The 23,756-nt window shown below is 43.8% G+C and carries 16 protein-coding genes; 8 read left to right on the forward strand and 8 right to left on the reverse strand.

Going from position 1 to position 23,756, the window contains the following annotated elements; genetic code table 11:
- Nucleotides 1-5 precede the first annotated feature (5 nt).
- Genes AB9H30_RS00125 through AB9H30_RS00140 form a run of 4 tightly spaced genes read left to right on the forward strand, consistent with a single transcriptional unit; the run spans nt 6 to nt 3,208 of the window.
- The gene (locus AB9H30_RS00125) at nt 6-197 is read left to right on the forward strand and encodes a hypothetical protein (RefSeq protein WP_371192515.1); all 192 of its coding nucleotides are present in this window, start codon (nt 6-8) and stop codon (nt 195-197) included.
- Nucleotides 194-1,075 carry an HprK-related kinase A gene (locus tag AB9H30_RS00130; protein WP_371192516.1) on the forward strand — a complete coding sequence of 294 codons (882 nt, stop codon included), beginning with the start codon at nt 194-196 and terminating at the stop codon, nt 1,073-1,075. Before AB9H30_RS00125 ends, AB9H30_RS00130 begins: the two co-directional genes overlap by 4 nt.
- Nucleotides 1,065-2,195, forward strand: a complete 1,131-nt coding sequence (locus tag AB9H30_RS00135) for a nucleotidyltransferase family protein (protein WP_371192518.1) — start codon at nt 1,065-1,067, stop codon at nt 2,193-2,195. Before AB9H30_RS00130 ends, AB9H30_RS00135 begins: the two co-directional genes overlap by 11 nt.
- Nucleotides 2,192-3,208, forward strand: a complete 1,017-nt coding sequence (locus tag AB9H30_RS00140) for an NAD-dependent epimerase (protein ID WP_371192519.1) — start codon at nt 2,192-2,194, stop codon at nt 3,206-3,208. The genes AB9H30_RS00135 and AB9H30_RS00140 overlap by 4 nt, the downstream gene beginning before the upstream one ends.
- 11 nt (nt 3,209-3,219) lie before the next feature.
- On the opposite strand, the gene AB9H30_RS00145 is transcribed toward AB9H30_RS00140, so the two are convergent.
- The 5 genes from AB9H30_RS00145 to mutS all read right to left on the reverse strand — a co-directional run bounded on the left by AB9H30_RS00145 (nt 3,220) and on the right by mutS (nt 11,526).
- Nucleotides 3,220-4,938 carry an ABC transporter transmembrane domain-containing protein gene (locus AB9H30_RS00145; RefSeq protein WP_371192892.1) on the reverse strand — a complete coding sequence of 573 codons (1,719 nt, stop codon included), beginning with the start codon at nt 4,936-4,938 and terminating at the stop codon, nt 3,220-3,222.
- A gap of 71 nt (nt 4,939-5,009) precedes the next feature.
- Nucleotides 5,010-5,639, reverse strand: a complete 630-nt coding sequence (locus AB9H30_RS00150; protein WP_371192521.1) for a hypothetical protein — start codon at nt 5,637-5,639, stop codon at nt 5,010-5,012.
- Nucleotides 5,640-5,669: 30 nt separating this feature from the next.
- Nucleotides 5,670-6,962, reverse strand: coding sequence for a phosphopyruvate hydratase (gene eno / locus AB9H30_RS00155; RefSeq protein ID WP_371192522.1), 1,293 nt, complete (start codon nt 6,960-6,962; stop codon nt 5,670-5,672).
- A gap of 49 nt (nt 6,963-7,011) precedes the next feature.
- Nucleotides 7,012-8,643: a CTP synthase gene (locus AB9H30_RS00160; RefSeq protein WP_371192524.1), complete on the reverse strand. Its 1,632-nt coding sequence runs from the start codon at nt 8,641-8,643 to the stop codon at nt 7,012-7,014.
- A 243-nt stretch (nt 8,644-8,886) separates the two neighbouring features.
- The gene (gene mutS / locus AB9H30_RS00165; protein ID WP_371192893.1) at nt 8,887-11,526 is read right to left on the reverse strand and encodes a DNA mismatch repair protein MutS; all 2,640 of its coding nucleotides are present in this window, start codon (nt 11,524-11,526) and stop codon (nt 8,887-8,889) included.
- Between the two features lie 108 nt (nt 11,527-11,634).
- Here mutS and AB9H30_RS00170 point away from each other — a divergent pair, with 108 nt between their 5' ends.
- Together AB9H30_RS00170 and recA are read left to right on the forward strand one after the other, a co-directional pair.
- On the forward strand, nt 11,635-12,246 hold the full coding sequence (locus tag AB9H30_RS00170; RefSeq protein WP_371192525.1) for a CinA family protein: 612 nt from the start codon (nt 11,635-11,637) through the stop codon (nt 12,244-12,246).
- A gap of 340 nt (nt 12,247-12,586) precedes the next feature.
- Complete coding sequence (gene recA, locus AB9H30_RS00175; protein WP_371192526.1) at nt 12,587-13,630, forward strand: recombinase RecA; 1,044 nt, start codon at nt 12,587-12,589, stop codon at nt 13,628-13,630.
- Between the two features lie 214 nt (nt 13,631-13,844).
- Here recA and AB9H30_RS00180 read toward each other — a convergent pair whose 3' ends face one another.
- Nucleotides 13,845-16,526, reverse strand: a complete 2,682-nt coding sequence (locus AB9H30_RS00180; RefSeq protein ID WP_371192527.1) for a putative bifunctional diguanylate cyclase/phosphodiesterase — start codon at nt 16,524-16,526, stop codon at nt 13,845-13,847.
- Nucleotides 16,527-16,701: 175 nt separating this feature from the next.
- On the opposite strand from AB9H30_RS00180, the gene AB9H30_RS00185 reads away from it, so the two are divergent.
- Together AB9H30_RS00185 and AB9H30_RS00190 are read left to right on the forward strand one after the other, a co-directional pair.
- A complete protein-coding gene (locus tag AB9H30_RS00185; protein ID WP_371192528.1) occupies nt 16,702-19,779 on the forward strand; it encodes a chemotaxis protein CheB in 3,078 nt (1,025 codons plus the stop codon).
- Between the two features lie 178 nt (nt 19,780-19,957).
- Nucleotides 19,958-21,085 carry a GGDEF domain-containing protein gene (locus AB9H30_RS00190; protein WP_371192529.1) on the forward strand — a complete coding sequence of 376 codons (1,128 nt, stop codon included), beginning with the start codon at nt 19,958-19,960 and terminating at the stop codon, nt 21,083-21,085.
- Between the two features lie 9 nt (nt 21,086-21,094).
- Here the strand turns inward: AB9H30_RS00190 and AB9H30_RS00195 are convergent, their stop codons facing one another.
- Both AB9H30_RS00195 and AB9H30_RS00200 read right to left on the reverse strand, forming a co-directional pair.
- Nucleotides 21,095-21,418 carry an EscU/YscU/HrcU family type III secretion system export apparatus switch protein gene (locus AB9H30_RS00195; protein ID WP_371192530.1) on the reverse strand — a complete coding sequence of 108 codons (324 nt, stop codon included), beginning with the start codon at nt 21,416-21,418 and terminating at the stop codon, nt 21,095-21,097.
- Nucleotides 21,411-23,735 carry a hypothetical protein gene (locus AB9H30_RS00200; RefSeq protein ID WP_371192531.1) on the reverse strand — a complete coding sequence of 775 codons (2,325 nt, stop codon included), beginning with the start codon at nt 23,733-23,735 and terminating at the stop codon, nt 21,411-21,413. Before AB9H30_RS00200 ends, AB9H30_RS00195 begins: the two co-directional genes overlap by 8 nt.
- Nucleotides 23,736-23,756: the final 21 nt, after the last annotated feature.

The following is a 23,756-nucleotide window of genomic DNA, read 5'->3' on the forward strand; positions in this document are numbered from 1 at the left end:
TGCTTATGCATCCCTTTTCAGATCAATCGGGTGTGGCTTTTTATCGACCAGATACTACTGTTATTACCAGCATCGGTTTGCCCTTAAATACTATCCAAGCTATGCTAGACTCCCCCGACCTTGATAAACCAGAAACCCAAAAAGTCCTTCATGAGCTCGAACATAACGGTTTTATTGAAAAGATCGCACAACAGTGAAAACTGAAACGTTTACCTTATCTTTAGCGCCCTTTGTGTTTCATATCACAAGCGATATTGCCTTAGTGATAGAAAACGCGAAAAGGATCTACCAAGACAAATTTTCTCAGCAAATTGATGACAGTATCTACATCGATTATTATTTGTCGGTGATGAAAAGTGAGGGTGTCCGAAAATTTTACAAGCCACAGGCTCGCTTCTTCTGCGATAGCCGGGAGCCCTTTAAACCCTTAAATCATTCTCAAGCTTTTGCAATGCTCGAATGGGGCATGAATTGGACGGTGGCGGCTCATGAGTTGCAATATGTGATTATTCATAGCGCAGTGTTGGAGCGTGATGGCAAGGCCATTATTTTCCCTGCGCCACCTGGCTCAGGAAAAAGCACCCTAACCGCGCATCTCGCGAATAACGGTTGGCGCTTGCTGTCAGATGAGATGGCTCTTGTTTTACCGCATAGCGATACCGTAATTCCCTTTGTTCGACCTATTTGTTTAAAGAATCAATCGATAGCGCTAGCAAAAACCTGGTTTCCAGATTTAATTTATTCGAGTATTGCGAAAGACACGCATAAAGGTGACGTTATCCACATGGCGCCAAGTCAGGAGGCTTTGCAACAGGCGAGTAAGCCTGCTCAGATCGTTGGCATTGTATATCCTAAATATGACCCAAGCGCTGAGCTAGATATATATCAGTTAAATATGCGCGAATCATTCATGCAGCTTGTTGAAAATGCATTTAATTTTACTGCCATAGGTCAAGACAGCTTCGAAACCGTTACCGATTTAATTGAAAAAGTCGCGGTATTTGAAATTTGCTATAACAACCTTCACGAAGTGGATGTGTTTTTACAAGAAGAGATTATTAATCGTGGCAATTGATCAAACGCAAATTATCTCGCTGTTTTTGACACCTGAATTGTTTAAGGACTTTACACCCGTTGAACAATCACAAGCTGTCACGGTATTCAGAGAGCAAAAGATACTAGCTCGCATGTGCTATCGGCTTGAGGCTGCCGGAGTGTTTGACAGCCTCGATGCAAAAACGCAACGCCATCTGTTAAATGCAAAAAAAATTGCCGACCGCCAAAAAGAGCAGGTGTTTAATGAGGCTCGCGAATTGGCGCGTGTGCTGAGCAATACCGTAGGATATTTAATTTTTTTAAAGGGTGCGGCTTATTCGATGTGCTCAGGAAATCTGGGCAAGGGTCGCATCTACAGCGACATTGATGTCTTAGTGCCTAAAAAAGATATAAAGGCTTGCGAGCAACGACTTGCTATTAATGGCTGGCTTGGGCAAGAGATCAGTGATTACGATGATAAGTACTATCGAAAATGGGCTCATGAAATTCCACCAATGGCACATGGTTTTAGAGGCACAATAATTGATGTTCACCATAATATTGTGCCGATCATCTCAAAAGCGTCTTTAGATATAGATAGCTTGCTTGAACATAAAGAAGAGATCCTACCCGGTATTTTCGTATTGTCTGGTCCTGCTCAGCTCGTGCATGCTGCCATTCATCTATTTCGAAATGAGGAATACAAAGGCTCCTTCAGAGATTTAACTGATCTTTATTTAATGCTAGAGGGGCAAGATGAGAGTTTTGGTTTAGAGGCAATTAGCATTGCAGAACACATTGGGTTTAAGCATGAGCTAAGCCTCGCAATCCGATATGTGCATACAATTTTAAGTCTAGACATACCAGAAACAGTCTTGGCATCTGCGAAAAGCAGTGGTGCTAATGCTTTTAATGATTTTGTATTCTCTAAGGTGTTATTACCTCAACATAAGCTGCTGGCAGGATCCGCCACACCTTTTAAGCACACATTGGCGATGATCCGTGGACATATCGTGAAAATGCCTCTACATATCCTAATTTATCATTTAGTGCTTAAGTCTGCTCGGGGTATACTTGAAAGTATATTTGGCGCTCATATTTTTACGCCCAAAGACGATAACCCGCTGACAGCGACACATCAAAAGGATGCTAATAAGTGAAAATTTTAGTTACCGGAGCCGCCGGGTTTATCGGCGCACACACGGCAAGGACCTTATTGGATCAAGATTTCAGCGTGGTGGGGATCGATAACGTCAATGACTATTACGATATCAGTTTAAAAGAAGCCCGAGTCGATTGGGTAAATACGCATCAAAACGCCAAACACTTCAGCTTTATAAAAATGGACGTTGCCGACCGCAGTGCCATGGAAGCACTTTTTGTAGAGCATCAGTTTGATCGTGTTATTCACTTAGCGGCGCAAGCTGGGGTAAGATATTCAATAGAAAATCCTCACGCTTATATCGACGCTAATATTGTTGGCTTTATGAATATTCTAGAAGGCTGCAGGAATCATAAGGTAGAGCATTTGGTATACGCCTCTAGCTCTTCTGTATATGGCGCAAATGAGGCAATGCCGTTTTCAGTGACCGACAATGTTGATCATCCTGTTTCACTTTATGCAGCAAGTAAAAAAGCCAATGAGCTAATGGCGCACACCTACAGCCACTTATATGGTCTAGCGACCACAGGCCTGCGCTTTTTCACGGTTTATGGACCATGGGGTCGCCCTGATATGGCGCCTTTTAAATTTACTAAGGCCATTAGCGAAGACAAGCCCATAGACGTATACAATTTTGGTAATCATCGCCGTGACTTTACGTATATTGACGACATTGTTGCCGGCGTTATTTCGTCGACTATGCATACTGCTCAGCCAAATCTAGAGTGGGATGGCAAGCAGCCTGACCCTAGCACCAGCAAAGCACCTTACCGCGTTTATAATATCGGTGCCCAGACGCCCGTGCATCTACTGACCTTTATCGAAACCATTGAGAACGCGCTCGGTAAAAAGGCTGAAAAGAACATGTTGCCGATGCAGCCTGGCGACGTTGAAGCAACCTACGCGGATGTAGAATCCTTGGTAAAAGATGTCGGATACCGCCCCAGCGTAAGCTTAGAGCAAGGTATTGCAGAGTTTGTCGCTTGGTATCAAGGCTACTATAAGTCATAGCTATCTATGCACTAACTTAGCTGCAAATCTACGAATTCACGATAAATCGCATTTTCTTCATAGAGCTGTGCATGTGAGCCCTGCGCAATGCATTCGCCTTTTTCGAGCACAATAATTTTGTCGGCATTGAGCACGGTCGATAAACGGTGGGCAATGATTAAAGTCGTGGTTTTTTGCATCAGTGAATCTATCGCTTGTTTCACTAGTTTTTCACTGCCGGCATCTAAAGCGCTGGTGGCCTCATCTAAGAGCAAAATAGGACGGTTTGCCAATATCGCTCTGGCAATCGCAATGCGTTGTTTTTGTCCACCTGAAAGTTTTACGCCGCGCTCACCTAAATCGGTATCGTAGCCATTAGGCAGCTCAGTTATGAACTCTTCTGCATGAGCAAGTTTTGCTGCTTGTTGGATTTCTTCATCACTGGCATGTTCTCTGGCAAAGGCAATGTTGGCGCGTACGGTGTCTGCAAAAATAACGGGGTCTTGTGAGACTAAGGCAAAGTGTTTTCGTAAGTCTTGCAGAGACAATGATGTTTGCGCTTTACCGTTGATCAAGATTTGACCTGATTGAATATCGTAAAAGCGCATTAACAGGTCAAACAAAGTAGATTTGCCCGCTCCGCTGTGTCCTACAATGGCCACTTTATCACCGCGCTCAACATCAAAACTGATTCCTTTGATTATGGGTGCACTCTCATATGCGAAATGAATACTTTGCAGCGATAAGATGGTTTTTTGCTGCTGATTTGCAGAAGAGTCGACAGAGGAGGGCTTGTCATGCACATCAGACTGCTGCGCCATCAGGTCAAGAATTCGTTCACTCGCACCAGCCGCTTTTTGCAGCTCTCCAATTACTTCGCTAATGGTGGCAATTGCACCGCCAGCCAGCACGGCGTAAAACACAAACGCCACAAGCTGCCCTTGCGATATCGTGCCTTGAATTACCGCAATCGCACCAAGGTAGCCTACAAAAAAGATGGCGCTTAGACTTATCAGCATAACGGCTGCGATCAACAGCGCACGATAGTGTATTCTTTTGCTGGCAGCCTGCATGACTGCATCAATTTTATCCGCAAAATTAGCCATTGAGCGCTGTTCATGATTAAAGGCCTGCAGCATATGAATTTCGTGGAGGCTCTCATCTACAATGCCACCAATATCGGCCACTTTGTCTTGGCTTTGCTTTGAATATCGACGCACCTTCGCGCCCAGTAATCTGATGGGGGCCAAAATAAATGGCACTGCGATAAACACAAATAAGGTGAGTTTTAAGCTGGTAAAACCCATTAGCACTAAGGCCCCAATAAACATGACGCTAGAACGCAAGGCCATAGACACGCCGGTGCCCACCACACTCTGCAGCAAGGTGGTATCAGCGGTAAAGCGAGAGATGATTTCACCGGTGCGAGACTGCGCATAAAAACCCGGGGACAGAGTAACTAAATGATTAAAGAGGTCTTTGCGGATGTCGGCAGAAACGCGCTCACCGAGCCATACCATCAAATAGAATCGCACATAGGTTGATAGGCTACCGATAACAACTACTGCCATTACGACCCAAAGCGCTTGGGTTAATACGGCTTGATTGCCAGCGCTAAATCCTTGGTCGATTACATAGCGAATGCCTTGACCAAGCAATAACCATGTTAGTGAACTGACTGCTAGTGCGCTTAGCGCGCCGATAACATGCCATTTATATGGTTTTAAGTGGGTGAACAGCCAAGACAAAATATGCCCGCTAGAATATTTAACTTTGATAATAATTGCCTGAAAATGCCTGCTGATGGCTTAGTATATGGGGACTATTTAAATGATTTCCAGTCGATTTCGGTAGACAGCAATAATTCTCGTAAAGACAAGGCTCTGGGTATTGTTCGCCCTTTAGATGTCCAGCGATGTCCGCCGCAGGCTGCGCTTAGAATTGCTTTACTTGGTTTTAGTAGTAAGTAGCGAGTTTGTTTAGGTACAATTTCAAAATATTCACCGGTTTTTGAAAACCAACCAAATTTATTCAGGTGCACGCGATCAGACGCCATCATATCGATACTATCGAGTTCAATGTGTTCTTCACCAAGATGTTCGGTGTAAACCGCGACTACTGCTCCGTAGCGGGAATTCTCACTAAACCATCTTAAAATTTTATCTGTGCTTTGCGTCGCTATTGGACACTTCCCCGCCTGTTTTGCTTGCCAACTGCCATTGTGAACATCTACATCGATAGGTGCATTGCCTTCGAGTAAATGCATAGCGGCATTTTTGACATGATGACTTAAACCTTTGATTTTACGCTTAAGCAGGGCAGGGTCGGAGATATTGCTATTAGCTAGACTTTGCAGCTCACGCTCATATAAAGCATTGCTCAACTCGGCAAAGTTCGGATACTTTGCCGCAAGATGAAATATATCGGTTTGAGCTTTAAAGTCTAGCGCCATACTTAGGTTACATTAGCTAAGGTTCTAGCCTTATTGTCCTTTAATTTCGCTGCGACCATTATATTTTGCATGAGCACCAAGCTCTTCTTCGATGCGCAATAGCTGATTATATTTGGCAACTCTATCAGAGCGGCATAATGAACCGGTTTTGATTTGACCTGCTGCCGTGCCTACCGCTAAATCAGCAATGGTTGAATCTTCAGTTTCACCGCTGCGATGAGAGATCACCACGGTAAAACCGGCATCCTTTGCCATTTTTATTGCGTTAAGGGTTTCGGTGAGCGAGCCAATCTGATTAAACTTAATCAAAATAGAATTCCCTACACCATTATCAATACCGCGTTTTAAAATTTTGGTGTTGGTTACAAATAAGTCATCGCCGACTAGCTGCGCTTTATCGCCTAATATTTTCGTAAGATATGCCCAACCGTCCCAATCAGATTCGTCTAGTCCGTCTTCGATAGACGCAATAGGATACTTGTCGGTAAGATCTGCTAAGTAGTCACTAAAGCCATTTGAGTCGAATGACTTATTTTCGCCGCCTAATACATATTTGCCGTCTTTATAAAACTCAGAAGCCGCGCAGTCTAGGGCGAGGGTAATATCTTCGTTCATTTTATAGCCAGCATTTTCTACTGCGGTGACAATCACTGAGAGTGCTTCGGCATTGGAGGTCAAGTTTGGTGCAAATCCGCCCTCGTCACCAACTGCCGTGCTCAAGCCTTTTTCAGATAACACTTTTTTAAGCGCGTGAAATATTTCGGCGCCCATGCGCAGGGCTTCTTTAAAGCTTTTTGCGCCAACGGGCTGTACCATAAATTCTTGAATGTCGACGTTGTTGTCGGCATGTTCACCGCCGTTGATGATATTCATCATCGGCACCGGCATCGAATATTGACCAGCAGTGCCGTTTAGGTTGGCGATATGTGCATAAAGAGGAATGCCGGCACTGATAGCCTGCGCTTTGGCAAGGGCCAAAGAAACTGCAAGAATCGCATTTGCGCCAAGGTTTTCTTTGTTTTCGGTGCCATCTAGGTCAATCATAATTTGATCAACCGTAGCCTGCGCATTTGCGTCTTGGCCAATGATAGCTGCGGCTATTTTATCGTTTATCGCGCTGACGGCTTTTAATACGCCTTTACCAAGATAGCGGGCTTTGTCGCCGTCACGTAACTCTAGCGCTTCGCGCGAGCCGGTAGATGCGCCAGATGGCGCAGCAGCACGACCCATCGCGCCGCACTCTAAATATACGTCTGCTTCAACCGTTGGGTTTCCGCGTGAATCCAATATCTCTCTTCCTACCACTCGGCTTATCTTGGCCATTGTTATTCCTCTTTGTATTGTTCAGTTTTCAAGGTTGTGCAACCTTGGTTTAATGAAATTTCTTGTTGTATTCGCTTGCCGCGGCAATAAAGCCGGTAAACAGCGGGTGTCCATCGCGCGGTGTTGAGTTAAACTCAGGGTGAAACTGTCCGGCAACAAACCATGGGTGATTTTCAATTTCGATGACTTCAACTAAGCGTTTGTCTGACGATAAACCACTCACAATTAAGCCTGCATCTTCAATTTGCTGACGCAAGTTGTTGTTAACTTCGTAACGGTGGCGATGGCGCTCATGTATTTCAGTTGCGCCATACATCTGCGCAACTTTGCTACCTTCTTTAAGGTGGCATAACTGACTGCCGAGGCGCATAGTACCACCTAAATCGGCTGAAACATCTCGGATCTCTTTGATACCGTCAGCATCTAACCATTCAGTAATTAGGCCTACCACAGGATAGGGTGACTCAGGATTAAACTCGGTGCTGTTGGCGCCTTCTAGCCCTGCGACGTTGCGCGCAAATTCAATATAAGCGATTTGCATGCCTAAACAAATGCCTAAAAAGGGTACGTCGTTTTCGCGTGCATATTTAGCCGCAGCGATTTTACCTTCGATACCACGCTCTCCAAAGCCACCAGGGACTAAGATAGCGTCGAGCTCAGATAAAATTTGCACGCCTTTGCTCTCAACATCTTGCGAATCAATATAGTGGATGTTGACGGTTTTACGATTTTTAAGGCCAGCGTGTTTAAGCGCTTCGTTTACTGATTTATATGCGTCGGGCAGTTCTACGTATTTCCCCACCATTCCGATGTTTACTTCACCAGTAGGGTTTGATTCGGCGTATAGGACTTGTTCCCATTCGCTTAAATCTGCTTCTGGACAATCATAGCCAAAGCGCTTCACTACAATTTCATCCATGCCTTGGGCTTTAAGCGCAGCCGGAATGCGGTAAATACTGTCAGCATCGCGCAGCGAAATAACGGCTTTTTCGTTTACGTTAGTAAATAGCGCTATTTTTGCTCGTTCATTTGACGGCAACGCGCATTCTGAGCGGCATACCAAAATATCGGGCATGATCCCCACAGAGCGCAATTCTTTTACAGAGTGTTGAGTAGGTTTGGTTTTTACCTCGCCTGAGGCAGCTAGAAATGGCACTAAGGTTAAATGCATGTATAGGGCCCGCTCGCGGCCAATTTCGGTGCCCAGCTGACGAATGGCTTCAATGAAGGGCTGCGACTCGATATCGCCTACGGTTCCGCCAATTTCTACAATTGCGATATCTACGCCTTCGGCTCCAGCAATAATGCGACGTTTAATTTCGTTGGTAATGTGCGGGATAACTTGAATGGTCGCACCCAAGTAATCGCCTCTGCGCTCACGCTTAAGGACTTCTTCATACACGCGGCCAGTAGTAAAGTTGTTGCGCTGCGTCATACGAGTGCGAATAAAACGCTCGTAGTGACCAAGATCAAGGTCAGTTTCAGCGCCGTCATCAGTGACAAAGACTTCGCCGTGCTGAATAGGACTCATAGTGCCTGGGTCAACATTAATATAAGGGTCGAGTTTAAGCATGGTGACGCTCAGGCCCCTTGCTTCTAAAATAGCAGCTAACGATGCAGCGGCAATACCTTTTCCTAATGATGAAACCACACCACCGGTGACGAAAATATAATTTGTCATGTTGAACCTAGCGTTTAGCGTGTTAATTGATGCGCAAATCGTTTCTCAGGCAGTAAAAAATGGTAGCTAAATAAAGATTTATTCTAGCTAGGCATCGTTTGTTGCAACTAAAAGAAGATTCACAAATGAGGCGAAAAGAACATCACCTTTGTTGGAGCCATAGTATACCTAGGTTACCCCCTTGGAGTAAATTACAAATCGCAGTTATTTTGTAATAGCAAGGTTTACTGTATGCGACAAAGTCTAGCGCTCTGCGCTGTTGAGTTGTTTACGCCACTCATACATCAATGCCTGTGCCTCTCGGGGTGATAGTTCGTCTAGGTCGACGGCCTTTAGTTTTTGCTCTAGCCAGTGCGGCGCGTCTAGTGCAATATCCATTTGTTGATACTTATCATAGTGTTTTGTTGCGTTGCGCGAATCAACAGAGGCATGAGGAGTATTTAATGTCGCTATGCTTGACGCTGAGGGCGCAGCGCTCGCTAATGAGTTAGCAGTTTGGTGTGCATTGTCTTCTAGTTCTCTGAGTTTTTGCTTAGCCACGCCAAGCACCGCTTTTGGCACTCCAGCCAATTTCGCAACCTGAAGACCGTAGCTCTTGCTCGCCGCGCCTCGCTGCACCTGATGCATAAACTTAATATCGTCATTGTGCTCAATCGCGCTCAAATGCACGTTTTGAATGTGCGGGTATTGTTGATCGAGGATGGTTAACTCAAAGTAGTGAGTAGCAAATAGAGTATAACAGCGGATGTTGTCTGCTAAATACTGTGCACACGCCCACGCTAATGACAAACCATCGTAAGTGCTGGTGCCGCGGCCTATTTCATCCATTAACACAAGGCTATTGCTAGTCGCGTTATTTAAAATATTTGCCGTCTCGGTCATTTCCACCATAAAGGTCGAACGGCCAGACGCTAAATCATCAGCCGCGCCAATGCGGGTAAATATTCTGTCGATTGGGCCTATTTTAGCGCTTTCAGCCGGAATGAAGCTGCCAATGTACGTTAGCAGCACAATCAATGCGGTTTGGCGCATATACGTAGATTTTCCGCCCATATTTGGCCCGGTGATCATGAGCATTTGGGTGCTGTCAGATACATATAGTGGGTTGGCAATAAAAGGCGCGCTCATCACATGCTCCACGACGGGATGACGGCCGCCGGCATACTCTATTAGATTGTCTTCGACTAACTGTGGGGCGCGTAGGTCGAGATTAATTGCGCGCTCAGCGAAGTTGCTCATGACGTCTAATTTCGCGATAGCGGATGCGCTGAGCATCAACTGGTTTAAGCTGGGCATAATGCTATCGAACAGCGCCTCGTATAAACGCTTTTCTAAAGCTAGCGCGCGGCTTTGACTGGTCAGTACTTTGTCTTCATGCTCTTTTAGCTCTTCAATAATATAGCGTTCGTTATTCTTTAAGGTTTGTCGGCGCACATAGTCAGGTGGCACCAGAGCGCTGTTTGCTCGACTGACTTCAATATAAAATCCGTGTACTTTATTGTAATTGACTTTTAAGGTAGAAATGCCGGTGCGCTCTCGTTCACGCACTTCGAGCGCATCTAAAAATGCGCTAGCTCCTTGCGCCAAATCACGCAGCTCATCAAGCTCTTCGCTATACCCAGGCGCAATTACGCCGCCATCTCTTAGCACCACAGGTGGATTCTCGATAATCGCGCGATTTAAAAGTTCTGCAAGTTCTGGATAATGTGATATTGCATCAAGATAGTAGCTGACCACTTTGCTGGTTTTATCGTCAACATTGAGCTGCGTTAATTGCGCGAGCAATTCAGGCAATTGATTGAGGCCGTGGCTCAATCTAGCAAAATCTCGTGGTCGTGCACTGCGCAAGGCAACTCTGGCGAGAATGCGTTCGATATCGCCAATTTCTTTTAATAGGCTTTGCAGTTGCTGGTAGTCAGACGATTGAATGGCGCTGATGATGGTATGGCGCTTTTCAATTTCGGCTTTGTCTCGAATAGGTTGATGCAAATATCGCTGCAGCAGTCTCGAGCCCATGCTGGTCGAGGTCTTGTCAATCACACTCAATACGGTATTTTCAGTGCCACCCGATAAGTTTCTCGTTAGCTCTAAATTTCGCTGTGTAGCGGCATCCATATATAAAATGCTGCTGTGATTATCGTGGGTGATTTGGGTAATATGTATCAGTTGAGTGCGCTGGGTTTCTTGCACGTATTGCAATACGCAGCCGGCACTGCCGATGGCAAGCATATCAGCATCAATACCAAAGCCGTCGAGGTTTAGGGTCGAAAATTGTGCGTTGAGTTTACTTAACGCCGTTTGCTGATCAAACTCCCAAATTGGACGGCGGCGTTTGCCTTTAAATTTTTCAAGCAGGTGCACATATTCAAAATCTTCGCAATACAGTAACTCTGCAACTTTGATGCGCTCTAGTGCACCCAAAAAGGCTTCTTCACCGGCGCAGTCAATTACGTGAAAGCGTGCGCTGGCCAAATCAATATAGGCAATGCCAAACATATTTTTGTGCGCAGTGACGGCGGCCAATACTGCGTCTTGTCTATCGTCGAGTAGAGCTTCGTCGGTGACAGTGCCCGGAGTCACTATTCTAACAACTTTACGGTCAACCGGGCCTTTGCTAGTGGCAGGATCGCCTACTTGCTCACAAATGGCCACCGATTCGCCCATTTTCACCAGCTTTGCTAAGTAATTTTCAGCGGCATGATAGGGTACGCCAGCCATAGGGATTGGCTCACCGCCAGACTTACCTCTTGCAGTGAGTGATATGTTCAGTAAGTTTGATGCCTTTTTTGCATCATCAAAAAATAGCTCATAAAAGTCGCCCATGCGGTAAAACAGCAAAATATCTGGGTGGTCAGCTTTTATGCCCAAATATTGCGCCATCATCGGCGTTTGTTTTGAGCTTGAATCGGCAGTTGTATGGGCGCTCGGCATATTTTATGTACAGTCTCTAATTAAACGGTTAGCCAGATTTGCTTATCTATCGATCGCTTTATGATGAATTTGATAGCGGATGCCGCAAATCATTTATTTAAAAATGAAGGTGCGCTATTGTTAGACACAGATAGTCTAATGCAAAACAAGAGAAGAAAAAACGCCTGTATGCTCAATGCTCACTTTAAAAACAAATATCAATTAGCCGAGCAACTCGGTGAGGCGCTGCAAACCGCGCAAGCCAGCGTTTGCACCATAGAATCTTGTACCGGCGGCGGCTTAGCTTTTGCAATAACCGATGTGCCGGGCTCATCTGCTTGGATTAATCAGTCTTGGGTAACTTATTCTAATCAAGCTAAAACTGATTTAGTTGGAGTGGCTAAGCAAACCCTCGATAAGCATGGCGCGGTTTCTGAGGAAGTCGTTATCGAAATGGCCAAAGGCGGTCTTCAGCGGGCAAAGGCAGACTTTGCTGTTGCTATAAGCGGAATTGCAGGCCCCGGCGGAGGAACACCGAGCAAGCCAGTAGGCTTGGTATGGTTTGCAATCCAAAGCGCGACTGATACACATACTTTTAATCGCTGTTTTTCAGGTGATCGTCAGCAAGTGCGAGATCAAGCCATTGTGTTGGCCCTTGAAAAACTGATCTCTTGTGTAGTTCAAGCACAATAAATCCCGTGGCATACTTATCCCATCAATATTTACCTATTAGCTGTATAAGATGGCTAAGCGACCTCCATAAAAGGTCTAAATTAAATTAATTTACATGTAAATTCATACAGTTATAAAAAAGTGTAAATAAAGCGTTGAAACTGTATAACCATACAGTATACTTGCGATATAAATGATTACACCTAACGTTCATCTATATGAGCGAGTTTTACTAAATATTTTATAAAAGAGTCTTTAGTAAAGCACACAGTAGCTAAATCATTAAACATAACAATTATTAGCCACAACAATTTTTTAGCCTGAGCGATGTACTTTGCCAGCATGATTAAAGGAAATATAAATGAAAAATGATACTAACAAAGCAAATGCACTAGAAGCAGCCCTTTCGCAAATAGAAAAGCAGTTTGGCAAAGGCTCTATCATGAAGCTTGGCGAAAACCGCACCATGGATGTTGAAACCATTTCAACAGGCTCATTAGGTTTGGATATTGCATTGGGTGCAGGCGGATTGCCAATGGGCCGAATAGTTGAAATTTATGGCCCTGAATCATCAGGTAAAACCACATTAACGCTTGAAGTGATTGCCTCTGCACAGCGCGAAGGTAAAACCTGCGCATTCGTCGACGCGGAGCATGCGTTAGACCCAATTTATGCTAAAAAATTAGGCGTTAACATCGACGAACTACTGGTCTCTCAGCCCGATACTGGGGAGCAAGCGCTAGAAATCTGCGACATGCTTACTCGCTCAGGAGCGGTTGATGTGATTGTGGTAGATTCAGTGGCTGCACTCACGCCAAGAGCCGAAATCGAAGGTGACATTGGTGATTCTCACATGGGCCTTGCGGCTCGTATGATGTCGCAAAGTATGCGTAAAATTACCGGTAACCTAAAGCGTAGCAATACCATGCTAATTTTCATCAACCAAATTCGGATGAAGATTGGGGTCATGTTTGGTAATCCTGAAACGACTACCGGTGGTAATGCACTTAAATTTTATGCTTCAGTGCGCCTAGATATCAGACGTATTGGTGCGATTAAAGATGGTGACGAGGTTGTCGGTAACGAAACTCGCGTAAAAGTGGTTAAGAACAAAATTGCTCCACCTTTCAAACAAGCGGAATTCCAAATCATGTATGGTCAAGGCATTAGCAAAGAGGCCGAGTTGGTTGATTTAGGTGTAAAACATAAGCTGATAGATAAAGCTGGCGCTTGGTATAGCTGCAACGGTGATCGTATCGGACAAGGTAAAGCAAATGTTGTGCAATATCTTAAAGATAACAAAGCCTTAGCGAATGAGATTGAAGGTAAGTTAAGAGCCGAATTGCTTATGCCAAAAGTAACTGACGACGCGGTAAAAGAGTCAGACGATACTGCTAAGGCATAAGCCGTAAAATAAAGGTTTTACCTGTTTAACAGCGAAAGGCCGGTTAGAAACTCAGCGTGATAATGCATTGTAACGCTTGGGTTCTAATCGGCCTTTTTATGTCTTGATATATCATTTACCGAGTTGTTAAAAAACTCTATAGCCTAAGTTAAATACAAAGTAAAAGAGGAGCATATATGCGTATTCCTCCATTTTTTAAGAACAATTTTATGGCTTATGGGTACTCTAAGAGCAAGGCTGAGACTGATTTCAGCGGCACAGGTTTGCTGATACAGAATCCTTGAAAGCTATTTACACCAAGCTTAGCAATGATGTCCAAAATGGCAGTGCTTTCGACTCCCTCAGCCACTACTTGAAGCTCTAAAGAACGAGCAAGCGCAATAATCGCTTTTACAATTTTGGTGTTGTTGTTGTGTTCTGATAAATCATCCAGAAAGCTTTTGTCTATCTTGATAATATCAAAAGGATAGTTTTGCAAATAACTCAAAGATGAATAGCCTGTGCCAAAATCGTCAAGCGCTAATCTGATCCCAGTTGACTTAATTTCTTTTAAAATAGCCTTTACTTTTTCTGGTTTATTAATAATTACCGATTCAGTCATTTCCATGACTAATTTGCTGGGGTCAACCCCATATTTTACGCAGCAAGTTTCTATATGCGAGACAAAAGAGTCTTCTAGTAGTTGCTTTGCTGAAACATTGAAGGTGAGGTAAGTGTTTGTGGCAAATTTTTTATCTTTTTGCCAGCGGCCCAATTGCCTGCAGGCTTCTTCAATTACCCACCTTCCCACTTTTACTATCATGCCTGTTTCTTCTAGCATATGAATAAAGCGATCAGGGGCAACAATGGTTCCTTTTTTATTCGTAAACCGCAGCAGCGCCTCAAAACCGACAATGGCAGAAGTTTGGCTATTGCATATCGCTTGGTAATATAGACAAAAGCTGTTGCGTTTGAGTCCAGTACGTAATTCATTAAGCAAGTTGATGCGTCGTTTTGCACCAATTTCTAAAACTTCATTAAAAATTTGGTATTTGTTTTTACCTTCTCTTTTAGCGCTATATAGCGCAAAGTCAGCATTTTTTAGTAATGTGTTTGGGTCAGAGCTAGCAAAGCTTCCTCTCGCTACGCCAAGGCTGGTAGTGATAAATATCTCATTGTTGTCAATCATGTAAGGTTCGGCCACGCATTGAATCACTTTTTCAGCCACTACCACTTCGTCAGTTACATGATCGTCTTTGCCTAGCAATACAACAAATTCGTCTCCGCCAAAGCGGGCGACAGTGTCATTTTTACGTAGGGTATTGATCAATCGCTCTGCTACTTTTTGCAACAAAATGTCACCAATATTGTGGCCCAGCGTATCATTGACGTCTTTAAAACCGTCAAGATCCAAGAAAAATACCGACACTAATGCCTCATCGCGCTGAGACGCTAAAAAGGCCTGTTGCAGACGGTCATTAAATAATACGCGATTAGCGAGGCCGGTAAGCCCATCGTATTCAGCAATGTGGCGAAGTTTTTCCTGAGTGATATATCGTTCGGTGACATCAGCACAAGTGCCTAAAAAGCCCTCGACTTCGCCATCCGCAGAGAACAATATGCGCATGCTAAAATCGACCCACTTAGTGGTGCCAAGGGGAGTGACTAATCTTACTTCCTGGCTATAGTCTTCAGCTTTTTGAAGACTGTCGTAGAGGGCTTCTAAAAAGTCGGTGACTTCTGCGGAGTGAATAGTATTAATCCAATTTTGGCCCAGTCCCTCATCGCTCGCGAGTCCAGAAAACTCAAACCACTTGTCGTTTGCAAACACGCAGTTCCAGTCTTTATCGACTCTTATGATGGCAACAGGTGCAAGTTGAGTGAGGGCGTTGAGCTGTTGGGATGTTCGTTTATACTCTTCGGCACTTTGGCGCATGTCAGTGGTATCTTGAATTTGCAAAGTAGTGAAGCGCTGCGCGCCATGCATGTATCTGAAAATAGTCAGATTGACTATGCAGACACTGCCATCGTCTCTTCTGGCTTCACGCTCTAACCAAATTCGCGGTCCCATGGCTTGCTCAGAAACACCAAATTTTGCCTGTTGATTTGACCATTGAAATAAAGAATCATAAGTGGGAATAAAGTCGCGAATGTCCATGCCGGCAAGACTAGGGCTGCCTGTGTGTTCTATTTCAAACTCTGATCGAATTAACATGTCTTGAGCAACAGGATTGCTCAGCAATATCGTAAAATCACTGTTTACAACGACAACTCCGACCGGTGATGACGAGATTAAGCTGCTAAGGTAGCGATTGTTTGCAATTTTTTTATCAAGCCCTAAAAAATTACCACGAACAGTCTCGGCGCTTTGCAGGGTGCACATGACTGCGCCGATGATTGGCTTTAGTTTGTGCATCAACGCGGCGGTGTAATCTCCATTTTTATTTGCTAATACACAAATTGCGCGCAATTCACTGTGCAGCACAATGGGTAAAATCATCACCGAAGAAAATTCAATATCTTTGCACAATAATGCTCTGGTGCCGGTGGGTATAGGGTTATTGTAGTAGATAGACGTGGTCAGCAGATTCTTTTGACTCACCCAAGCCGATAAAACGCTATCGTTGACAAAGGGTTTATTATTGCCGTAGTACAGGGGTGTTAACTTGGTATTCGCATAGATTGGGAATTCAGCATCTTTCCCTGATACAAAGCACACTGCAAAATCGCTGTCGGTGATGTCGGCTAGATATTTTAAAACGAGATGGAATATTCTGGTAGATGCATCGGGGTCGAATAGTAGTTCTTGTATGGCGTCAATGGCGTCGCGAGTGCCGACGTCTTTGCGTCTATTGTTAAGTTCGTTTGGTTCTTGGAGAGCATGCCTTGCGGCTTCGTCTATTTCTTTTTCTTTCATTTAGCAGTAGTTTCCTAAAACCAATATTTGTTAAAGTGCGTAACTTTCTTATAAGACTGCTGTATTTTGCAAAAATAATGTTATAGTTTTCAAGATAATACAAACAGCTAAAAAGCGCATCAATCTACGTTGATTTATGAATAATTAACAAACCATTATCAGAAGGTATCAAACCATGGCGGTTAGGTCAAAGAACAGTGTTGCTAGTACTGAATTAAATCTTCCGACCCACTACATAGGCATCGGTGCTTCTGCTGGCGGATTGGAAGCTCTGCAGAGTCTGCTTCAGAACCTACCTGTAGATACTGGTGCTTGTTTTGTTATCGTTCAGCATTTATCACCCGATTTCAAAAGTATGATGCTAGAACTGCTTAGCAAGCACACCAGCATGACTATTCAAAATGTGCAAGACGGTGTTTTAGCCAAACCAAATACTATCTATTTACTGCCCCCCAAAAAGAATATGATCGTTGCACAAGGCGAGCTTTTGCTAACTGAAAAAGCCCCTGACTCTGGACTTAATCTTCCGATTGACGTGTTTTTTCGTTCACTGGCCGAAGATCAACAGCATCGTGCTATTGGCATTATCTTATCGGGCACGGGGTCTGACGGCAGCCGCGGCGTAAAAGCGCTAAAAGAAACGGGTGCATTAATCATTGCTCAAGAGCCCGACAGTGCTAAATTTGAAGGTATGCCCAACAGTGCAATTAATACTGGTATTGTGGATTTGATTTTGCGCCCAGAAGATATGGGGGCAAAACTAGCCACTTACATTGAGCATCCATTAGTGAGCGGTCAATCTGACGGACTGCACCAAGATATGGAAGTCAGCCAAGATGTGATGGGCGAAATATTCAATATTTTGAAAATGAAAAGTGACATCGATTTTTCAAAGTATAAGCCTTCGACAATTGCTAGGCGAATTGAACGACGCATGACAATCAAGCAAATTAACGCTTTGCCGGATTATTTAACGCTTTTATTCAAAGACAGTTATGAAGTAAAGATTTTAAGTAAAGAGCTGCTCATAGGCGTGACTCGTTTTTTTAGAGATCACGACGCATTCAAAAAGTTAGCTGATGACGTCATTCCCGATATTGTGACCAAGTCAAAACCCAACGCCTTGATCAGAGTATGGGTAGCCGCCTGTTCATCTGGCGAAGAAGCCTATTCAATTGCGATACTGTTGCATGAAGAAGTTGAAAAACAAGGATTAAAACGCGATATAAAAGTGTTTGCTACCGACGTGAATTCAGACGCGATTACTGAGGCTAGTGCAGGAATTTATGGCGAAGATGTAATGCACGACATTGACGCCGATATTCTGACTAAGCATTTTAATAAATACCCTACTGGCGGCTATCAGGTTTCTCAGCGAGTCAGGCACTCGGTTGTGTTTGCCAGTCACAATATGATAATGGATCCGCCATTTTCTAATATTGATTTAGTTACCTGTCGTAATGTGCTGATTTATTTTCAACCGAGTGCTCAAAAACGTGTTCTATCGTCGCTGCATTTTGCCTTGAAAAAAGACAGCTACCTATTTTTGGGTTCGTCTGAGAATTTAGGTGAGCTATCGCAGTATTTCCATACAGTAAGTGAGCGTCAAAAAATATTTAAGAAAAACAGTGATGCGCGTTTGTCATTGGGTTCAAGCTCCGCGATCCCGTCAGCAAAGAAAGTGGCCCAAAACATACCGTCCGTGTCTAGTTTGATGAAAAACTACCGCAGCAACAGTGCGCACGGCTCACCCACGGGCTTTGCTAACGAAGCTTTGATCACCGAATACGTTCCCCCATGCATACTGTTAGACGATGAATATAATGCTTTGCACGTGTATGGCGATTTGAGCCCGTTTGTCAGGCGCTTACCGCCAGGACGCATCAGTACTAAAGTTGGCGATATGGTTAACGACGACATTAGTATTGCAGTGACGTCAGCGTTGCAAAGAGCAAAGCTCAAAAATGAAGAAGTTTATTACTCCGATATCGAGACCAAACACAATGACAAAGTGCTGAGTCTAAATTTAAGAGTCATGTATATAAGAGAGCATGATTTAGAAAGTTCGGTTGGATACTTTTGGGTAGTATTTGAGACGGTAAATCACCAGCGCATTGAATCAAAACAATCGATAAAGTTCAGCGTTAGCGAACAGGCCAAGCAGCGCATAGAAGATCTTGAGCTAGAGTTGAAGTTTAGCAAAGAACATTTGCAGGTTACGGTTGAAGAGCTCGAAACTACCAACGAAGAATTGCAGTCAGCCAATGAAGAGTTAATGTCGGCAAATGAAGAATTGCAAAGCACTAACGAAGAATTGCAATCGGTCAACGAAGAGCTGTACACCGTAAACTCCGAATACCAAGAAAAAATCACCGAGATATCGCAAGCCAATGGTGATTTAGACGAGGTAATGAGTCTGTCTAAAATAGGTATTATTTTCTTAGACGAAAATATGCTGGTGCGTCGCTACACTGAGGCGGTCAAAGCCTATGTCAATTTATTAGAAAGCGATGTTAATCGTCCACTTCATCATATTTCAAAAAATATTTCGTACGACAACATGCTCTCTGATGTTGCCAAAGTATTTAATACTGGCCAGTCAATTGAGCAAGAAATTACCATGAAGGATAAAAAGTTACTGCGAGTATCAATCAACCCGTATAGCTATAGCGATTTGTCGAAAACGCAAGGAGTGGCGATTACATTTTCAGATATTTCGCGGGTTAAATACATCGAAATGGGTATGCTTGTGGCCTATAAACAGTTGCGCACAAGTGTCAATAATGCCTTGGAAATGCTGGATGAAAAACCGCTTAACGAACAGCTCAATGTATTGATACTAGATGACTGCCCAGTCTATTTAGAATTTTTAGAGCAGCAGCTATTGCTTGTGGATGATTTTAAAGTCACGATTTTCCGAGCAAGTAATACCAAAGCCGCTTTAAAAATGATTTCCAAGCATGACATTGATATCTGTGTGTCTGATTTTTACCTAGAGGACGAGACGGCCCTAAGCTTTATTGACAGCTTGACAACCATCGACGTGAATATTCCGGTAATTGTGATTACTGCTGACGCAGACCAAGAGTTGAGCCCATTGTTGCTGTCGCATGGTGTACTGGATCTCATTGATAAAAAGGTCATGACGCCCGCCTTACTGGGCAAGAGTATTCGCTTTGCGATCCGCAGGCATCAAATTGACGCAAATTTTTCAAGCTTAATTGAAAATAGTGCTCATACAGGCGATGCATAATAAAAGTGAAATTCGGCGTTTCAACCTCATTAAAATGGTATTAAGTGTATCTGCGGCGCGGCCGATATGTTAAGTATTGAAGTTAGTGAGTACTGCATACGCTGTTACATGCAGTACATGGATGTTGAATAAACATGTGTTAGGTGAGCGTAAGCTATCCATGTTGTAATGAACGGCAGTGAATTTTTCTATTATGGACAACAATGACCTAAGGCAAAGCACATTTCATCAGGACAAAAGCAAAGATTTCTTCGAAAACAGCTTTTCCAAAATATCCGATAATTATGACACTGGGCTAATGCTCAAAAATCTGAAGATCGTAGCCTTTGTAGGTACATTAGGCCACATCGGTTTTCTATTTTTGTTTATGGCCATGGGGATCCCAGAGCTCAGTATATTCAATATGTTTAGCATTTTGATATGGCTTTGCAGTTTTTACACTATTTCTAAAAAGCTGTTTGGCATCTCGGTGGCAATGATCTCTTTTGAGATTGTGCTACACGCTACGATTGTCACGGCGGTGATCGGCACCCAGGCTGGCTTTCACTACTATCTTTGGCCATGCATGAGCTTAATAATACTAATGCCGATAAAAGCGAAATATGTATTTTCTGGGCTCTGCTTTGTGCTCATTGCTATTTTTATGTGGTTAAGTGCAACATACGATGGGCTTGACTACATCTATGAACACCCAGAAATACTATCCATACTAAACATGGGCAATATATTTCTTTCTGCAGCTACCTTCATTATCATTATTAAGCTTTTACAAAGCACCCGCTTAAGTAATGATAAAAGGCTATTTGAAATGGCGAACATGGACGATTTCACACAAACCTATAATCGACGCTTTATTTACGCGCTTATGGGGGATGCCAATCAAATAGAAAATAAAATAAAAAGTTATGCCTTGGTTTTAGCAGATTTAGACAATTTTAAGCGTGTGAATGACGACTATGGTCATGCCGCTGGCGAGGAAATTATACTTGAGGTAACCAAAGTCATTAAGGCAAGTGTAGGTAAAAACGACATCATTTCTAGATGGAGTGGCCAAGAGTTTATGCTCATTTTAAATAACACATCCAGAGAGCGTGTGCTATCTGTTTTAGAGACTATACAGTTAGATTTGTGCCGTAAAGTAAAGAAACCTTCCAACGATATGGCTGATGTGACCTTTAGCTTTGGCGTTGCCCTAAATTATAATGCGAAGCGATTTGCAGAGGCGCTGCAGCGTGCAGATTTCAATTTGCATAAAGCAAAAGAAGCAGGCAAAGACCGTATTGTGATTGACGCAGGACCTATTTAAAAAAGTAAATTACTCCGTAAAATCGATTTTTTGATGCACGTTATGCCAGTTTTCGGGAAATTTTCCCTGCAAAACGAAGGCAAAGGCAATCAGTTCGGCAATCACTTGATACATGCTTTCTGGAATTTCCTGCCCCAAATCTAAATAAGACAATATTTGACTGAGATGCTCATCTTGGTGAACAAAAATCCCATGTTGTTCGGCCAATGCAATCATTTCTTGGGCGAGAGTGCCGCTGCCTTTTGCAATGACTTTAGGAGCGCCTGCTCCCTGAGGCGACATCGCCTGATATTGCAAGGCAACCGCTTGCGGTGATTTACCCTTACTATGCATAAGCGTGCATCACATTAAGTCGAGTTTTAAACAATGAGCTATCTACTTTACCGACATCACATTTTTGCGAATTGATGTGTAAACCAAGTGCCTCTAAGCGTTGATGCAGCATTGGTAGGTATTTCACTACTCGGGTTTTTAAGGCCTCACTAGATGCGTAAAAGTGTAAATCAATACCTTGATTTTCAGACTGCATTTTAAACTGTGTTTTGGCAAGGACGGTGCCATATTTGCCGGCATCGAGTTTCATGTCTAATTTCCAAGTAGTCGCTAATGTGTTTGCTTGTTGGTCTGAGTTTTGCTCTTGTTCGCGCTTAATCACAAGTTCTATATCTTCGCCCTCAGGATGGAAGATATTGGGTAATGAGTAATAAAAGGTATCTTGTCCTTGTAGAGACGCTTCGGCGCTGCGCAGCTTCTGCGTGTTGTGACTGCTCAGCAGTTTACCGATTTCACTGATCAAACTACCTCGAGGATCGCCCATAGCGATGTCCTGTAAAACTCGGCTTGGGTTAACCCGCTCTGGTTTGGTGGGGTGTAGTTTAATAATGTTTGCCGCAAAAGCCGCTATTTGTGGCGCTAATTCACTATTTTTGCCAGCGTTTTGCATAGGCGACCCGGTGGCTAATTTGGCCGCTAAGCTGAGTTTTAACAAGCTCACTAAACCTTCGACAAAACTATTTTGGTTTGTGCCTGGTGTGCTTTGCGCGATGTTGGTCACCGCTTGGGTGCTCATAGCTGAACGCAGTAATTCTGGAAGCGCTGCACTTGCAAGATCTTGGCTCTTTTCAGTTGCTTTAAGGTCAGTCTTTATATTATTAATTGGTGCTTTTACGGGATCAAATGCGCTCTCGGCAAGCATCGCACGTAGCTGCTGCAGCACTGGCTGCAAAAGCGCGCGGGTCTCTTTATTTCCTGATTGGACGATGCCGTCTAGGGCAACCCTTAGGGTTTTGATGACTGGCGCACTTGGCTCTGAGTGCGACATAGTATGATTTAAGGCTTGCTGAAATTTGGGTGATAAAGCGCTTATTTCATTGGCCGGCATGCGCTGCTTCAACAGCGCTAGTAATCCATCGCTGTTTATTTTTGGGGCATTATTGGCAAGGTGTGTTTCTGTATTGCCAGACTTTACAAAGTCTGTCGCAACACTGTTCAACGTTAGGCTCTGGCCTGTCGCTGGGAAATTGCTTGTTATTTTTGCGATGCTTTCTTTGCTGATACTTTGTGTGGCAATTTGTATTAGCTGCGGTTTTGCTATTACGGTTAAATGCACTTGCCCCAAAGGTTTTGCTGCATCGCCTTTGGTTTTTATAGTTGGCTCATTACTGATCACTATTCTTGCATCATTGATTTGCGCCGTCGGTAGGCGTTCTTTGATTTGTGCAGAAAAAGCCTTTGGTAACACATTCAATATATTATTTTGTAGAGGCTGCACAAAGCTAATGGCTTTGGCCGAAGCTGCTGATGCAGGCTTAAACAATAAACTCTCAGAGATGTTCAGCATTTTTTGTGGCAACTGCGGGTTCGCCTGATTAACGGCTTTTACGTCAATATTTGAAAAGGCCGCGCCATTTTGTAGCTTTACGCCAATAACGGCGCCTTCTTTGCGGTTGGGTGACACGAGCAGCTCAACATTGCTATCTGGCTTTATCAGTGTCTGCAGCGCTTTGGGAATAGGCAGCGCAAGATTTAGTGTCTTACCGTTGAGACTGCTTACTGGAATTTTGATCAGCGCGCTGAGATTACTTTGATTATCCGGTGCTATTGAAATGACCTTGGCGCTAAGTGGCAGTTCAATCAATGGTTGACCGACTTTTACTGCCTGTTGTGTTAATAGCTTCGCTAATTGAGTGATTGACGCATCGTTAGCATCGACACTAATGGTTGCTGTTACGTTCAGCGGGACCTTGCCAACTGCGCTCAGGTTGACGCCCGGCCAACTGTCAATTAGCGGCCGATTTAGTGCAAGGGGAAGACTAATATTCAGCCCCTGGAGATTAGCTTGTGTGCTGGCGGCAGAAATAAGACGAAAACTCAGTTGACGGTCATTGGCATTGAGCAACACAAGCGTATCGCCGCCTTTTGGCAAAACATCGGCAGTGAGTGCATTGCTAGGTAAACTAAAACGCTGCTTATTGGCGTTGTCTTGCAATATCACCTGATTAGCGTTTGCCGACAGCACCGTAAAACTCACAGTGGCTTTAGCATGCGATACTTTAATACCGCCGCCAGTGGAAACAGCCTGTTGCCCCGACGAAGCTGCTTGCTGCAGGCTCGCTATGGCTTTTAATGCGGGAATAGAATTTTGCGTCATATCTTAATATCGGCTAAAAGC

This window comes from Glaciecola sp. SC05 (assembly GCF_041380235.1).
Classification (GTDB): domain Bacteria; phylum Pseudomonadota; class Gammaproteobacteria; order Enterobacterales; family Alteromonadaceae; genus Glaciecola.

What these genes read in the sequence shown, in the direction of transcription:
- AB9H30_RS00125 (WP_371192515.1), top strand. Translation starts at nt 6, where the DNA reads ATGCATCCCTTTTCAGATCAATCGGGTGTGGCTTTTTATCGACCAGAT.
- AB9H30_RS00150 (WP_371192521.1), bottom strand. Translation starts at nt 5,639, where the DNA reads ATGGCGCTAGACTTTAAAGCTCAAACCGATATATTTCATCTTGCGGCA.
- eno (WP_371192522.1), bottom strand. Translation starts at nt 6,962, where the DNA reads ATGGCCAAGATAAGCCGAGTGGTAGGAAGAGAGATATTGGATTCACGC.
- AB9H30_RS00160 (WP_371192524.1), bottom strand. Translation starts at nt 8,643, where the DNA reads ATGACAAATTATATTTTCGTCACCGGTGGTGTGGTTTCATCATTAGGA.
- mutS (WP_371192893.1), bottom strand. Translation starts at nt 11,526, where the DNA reads ATGATGGCGCAATATTTGGGCATAAAAGCTGACCACCCAGATATTTTG.
- AB9H30_RS00170 (WP_371192525.1), top strand. Translation starts at nt 11,635, where the DNA reads ATGATGAATTTGATAGCGGATGCCGCAAATCATTTATTTAAAAATGAA.
- recA (WP_371192526.1), top strand. Translation starts at nt 12,587, where the DNA reads ATGAAAAATGATACTAACAAAGCAAATGCACTAGAAGCAGCCCTTTCG.
- AB9H30_RS00180 (WP_371192527.1), bottom strand. Translation starts at nt 16,526, where the DNA reads ATGAAAGAAAAAGAAATAGACGAAGCCGCAAGGCATGCTCTCCAAGAA.
- AB9H30_RS00185 (WP_371192528.1), top strand. Translation starts at nt 16,702, where the DNA reads ATGGCGGTTAGGTCAAAGAACAGTGTTGCTAGTACTGAATTAAATCTT.
- AB9H30_RS00195 (WP_371192530.1), bottom strand. Translation starts at nt 21,418, where the DNA reads ATGCATAGTAAGGGTAAATCACCGCAAGCGGTTGCCTTGCAATATCAG.
- AB9H30_RS00200 (WP_371192531.1), bottom strand. Translation starts at nt 23,735, where the DNA reads ATGACGCAAAATTCTATTCCCGCATTAAAAGCCATAGCGAGCCTGCAG.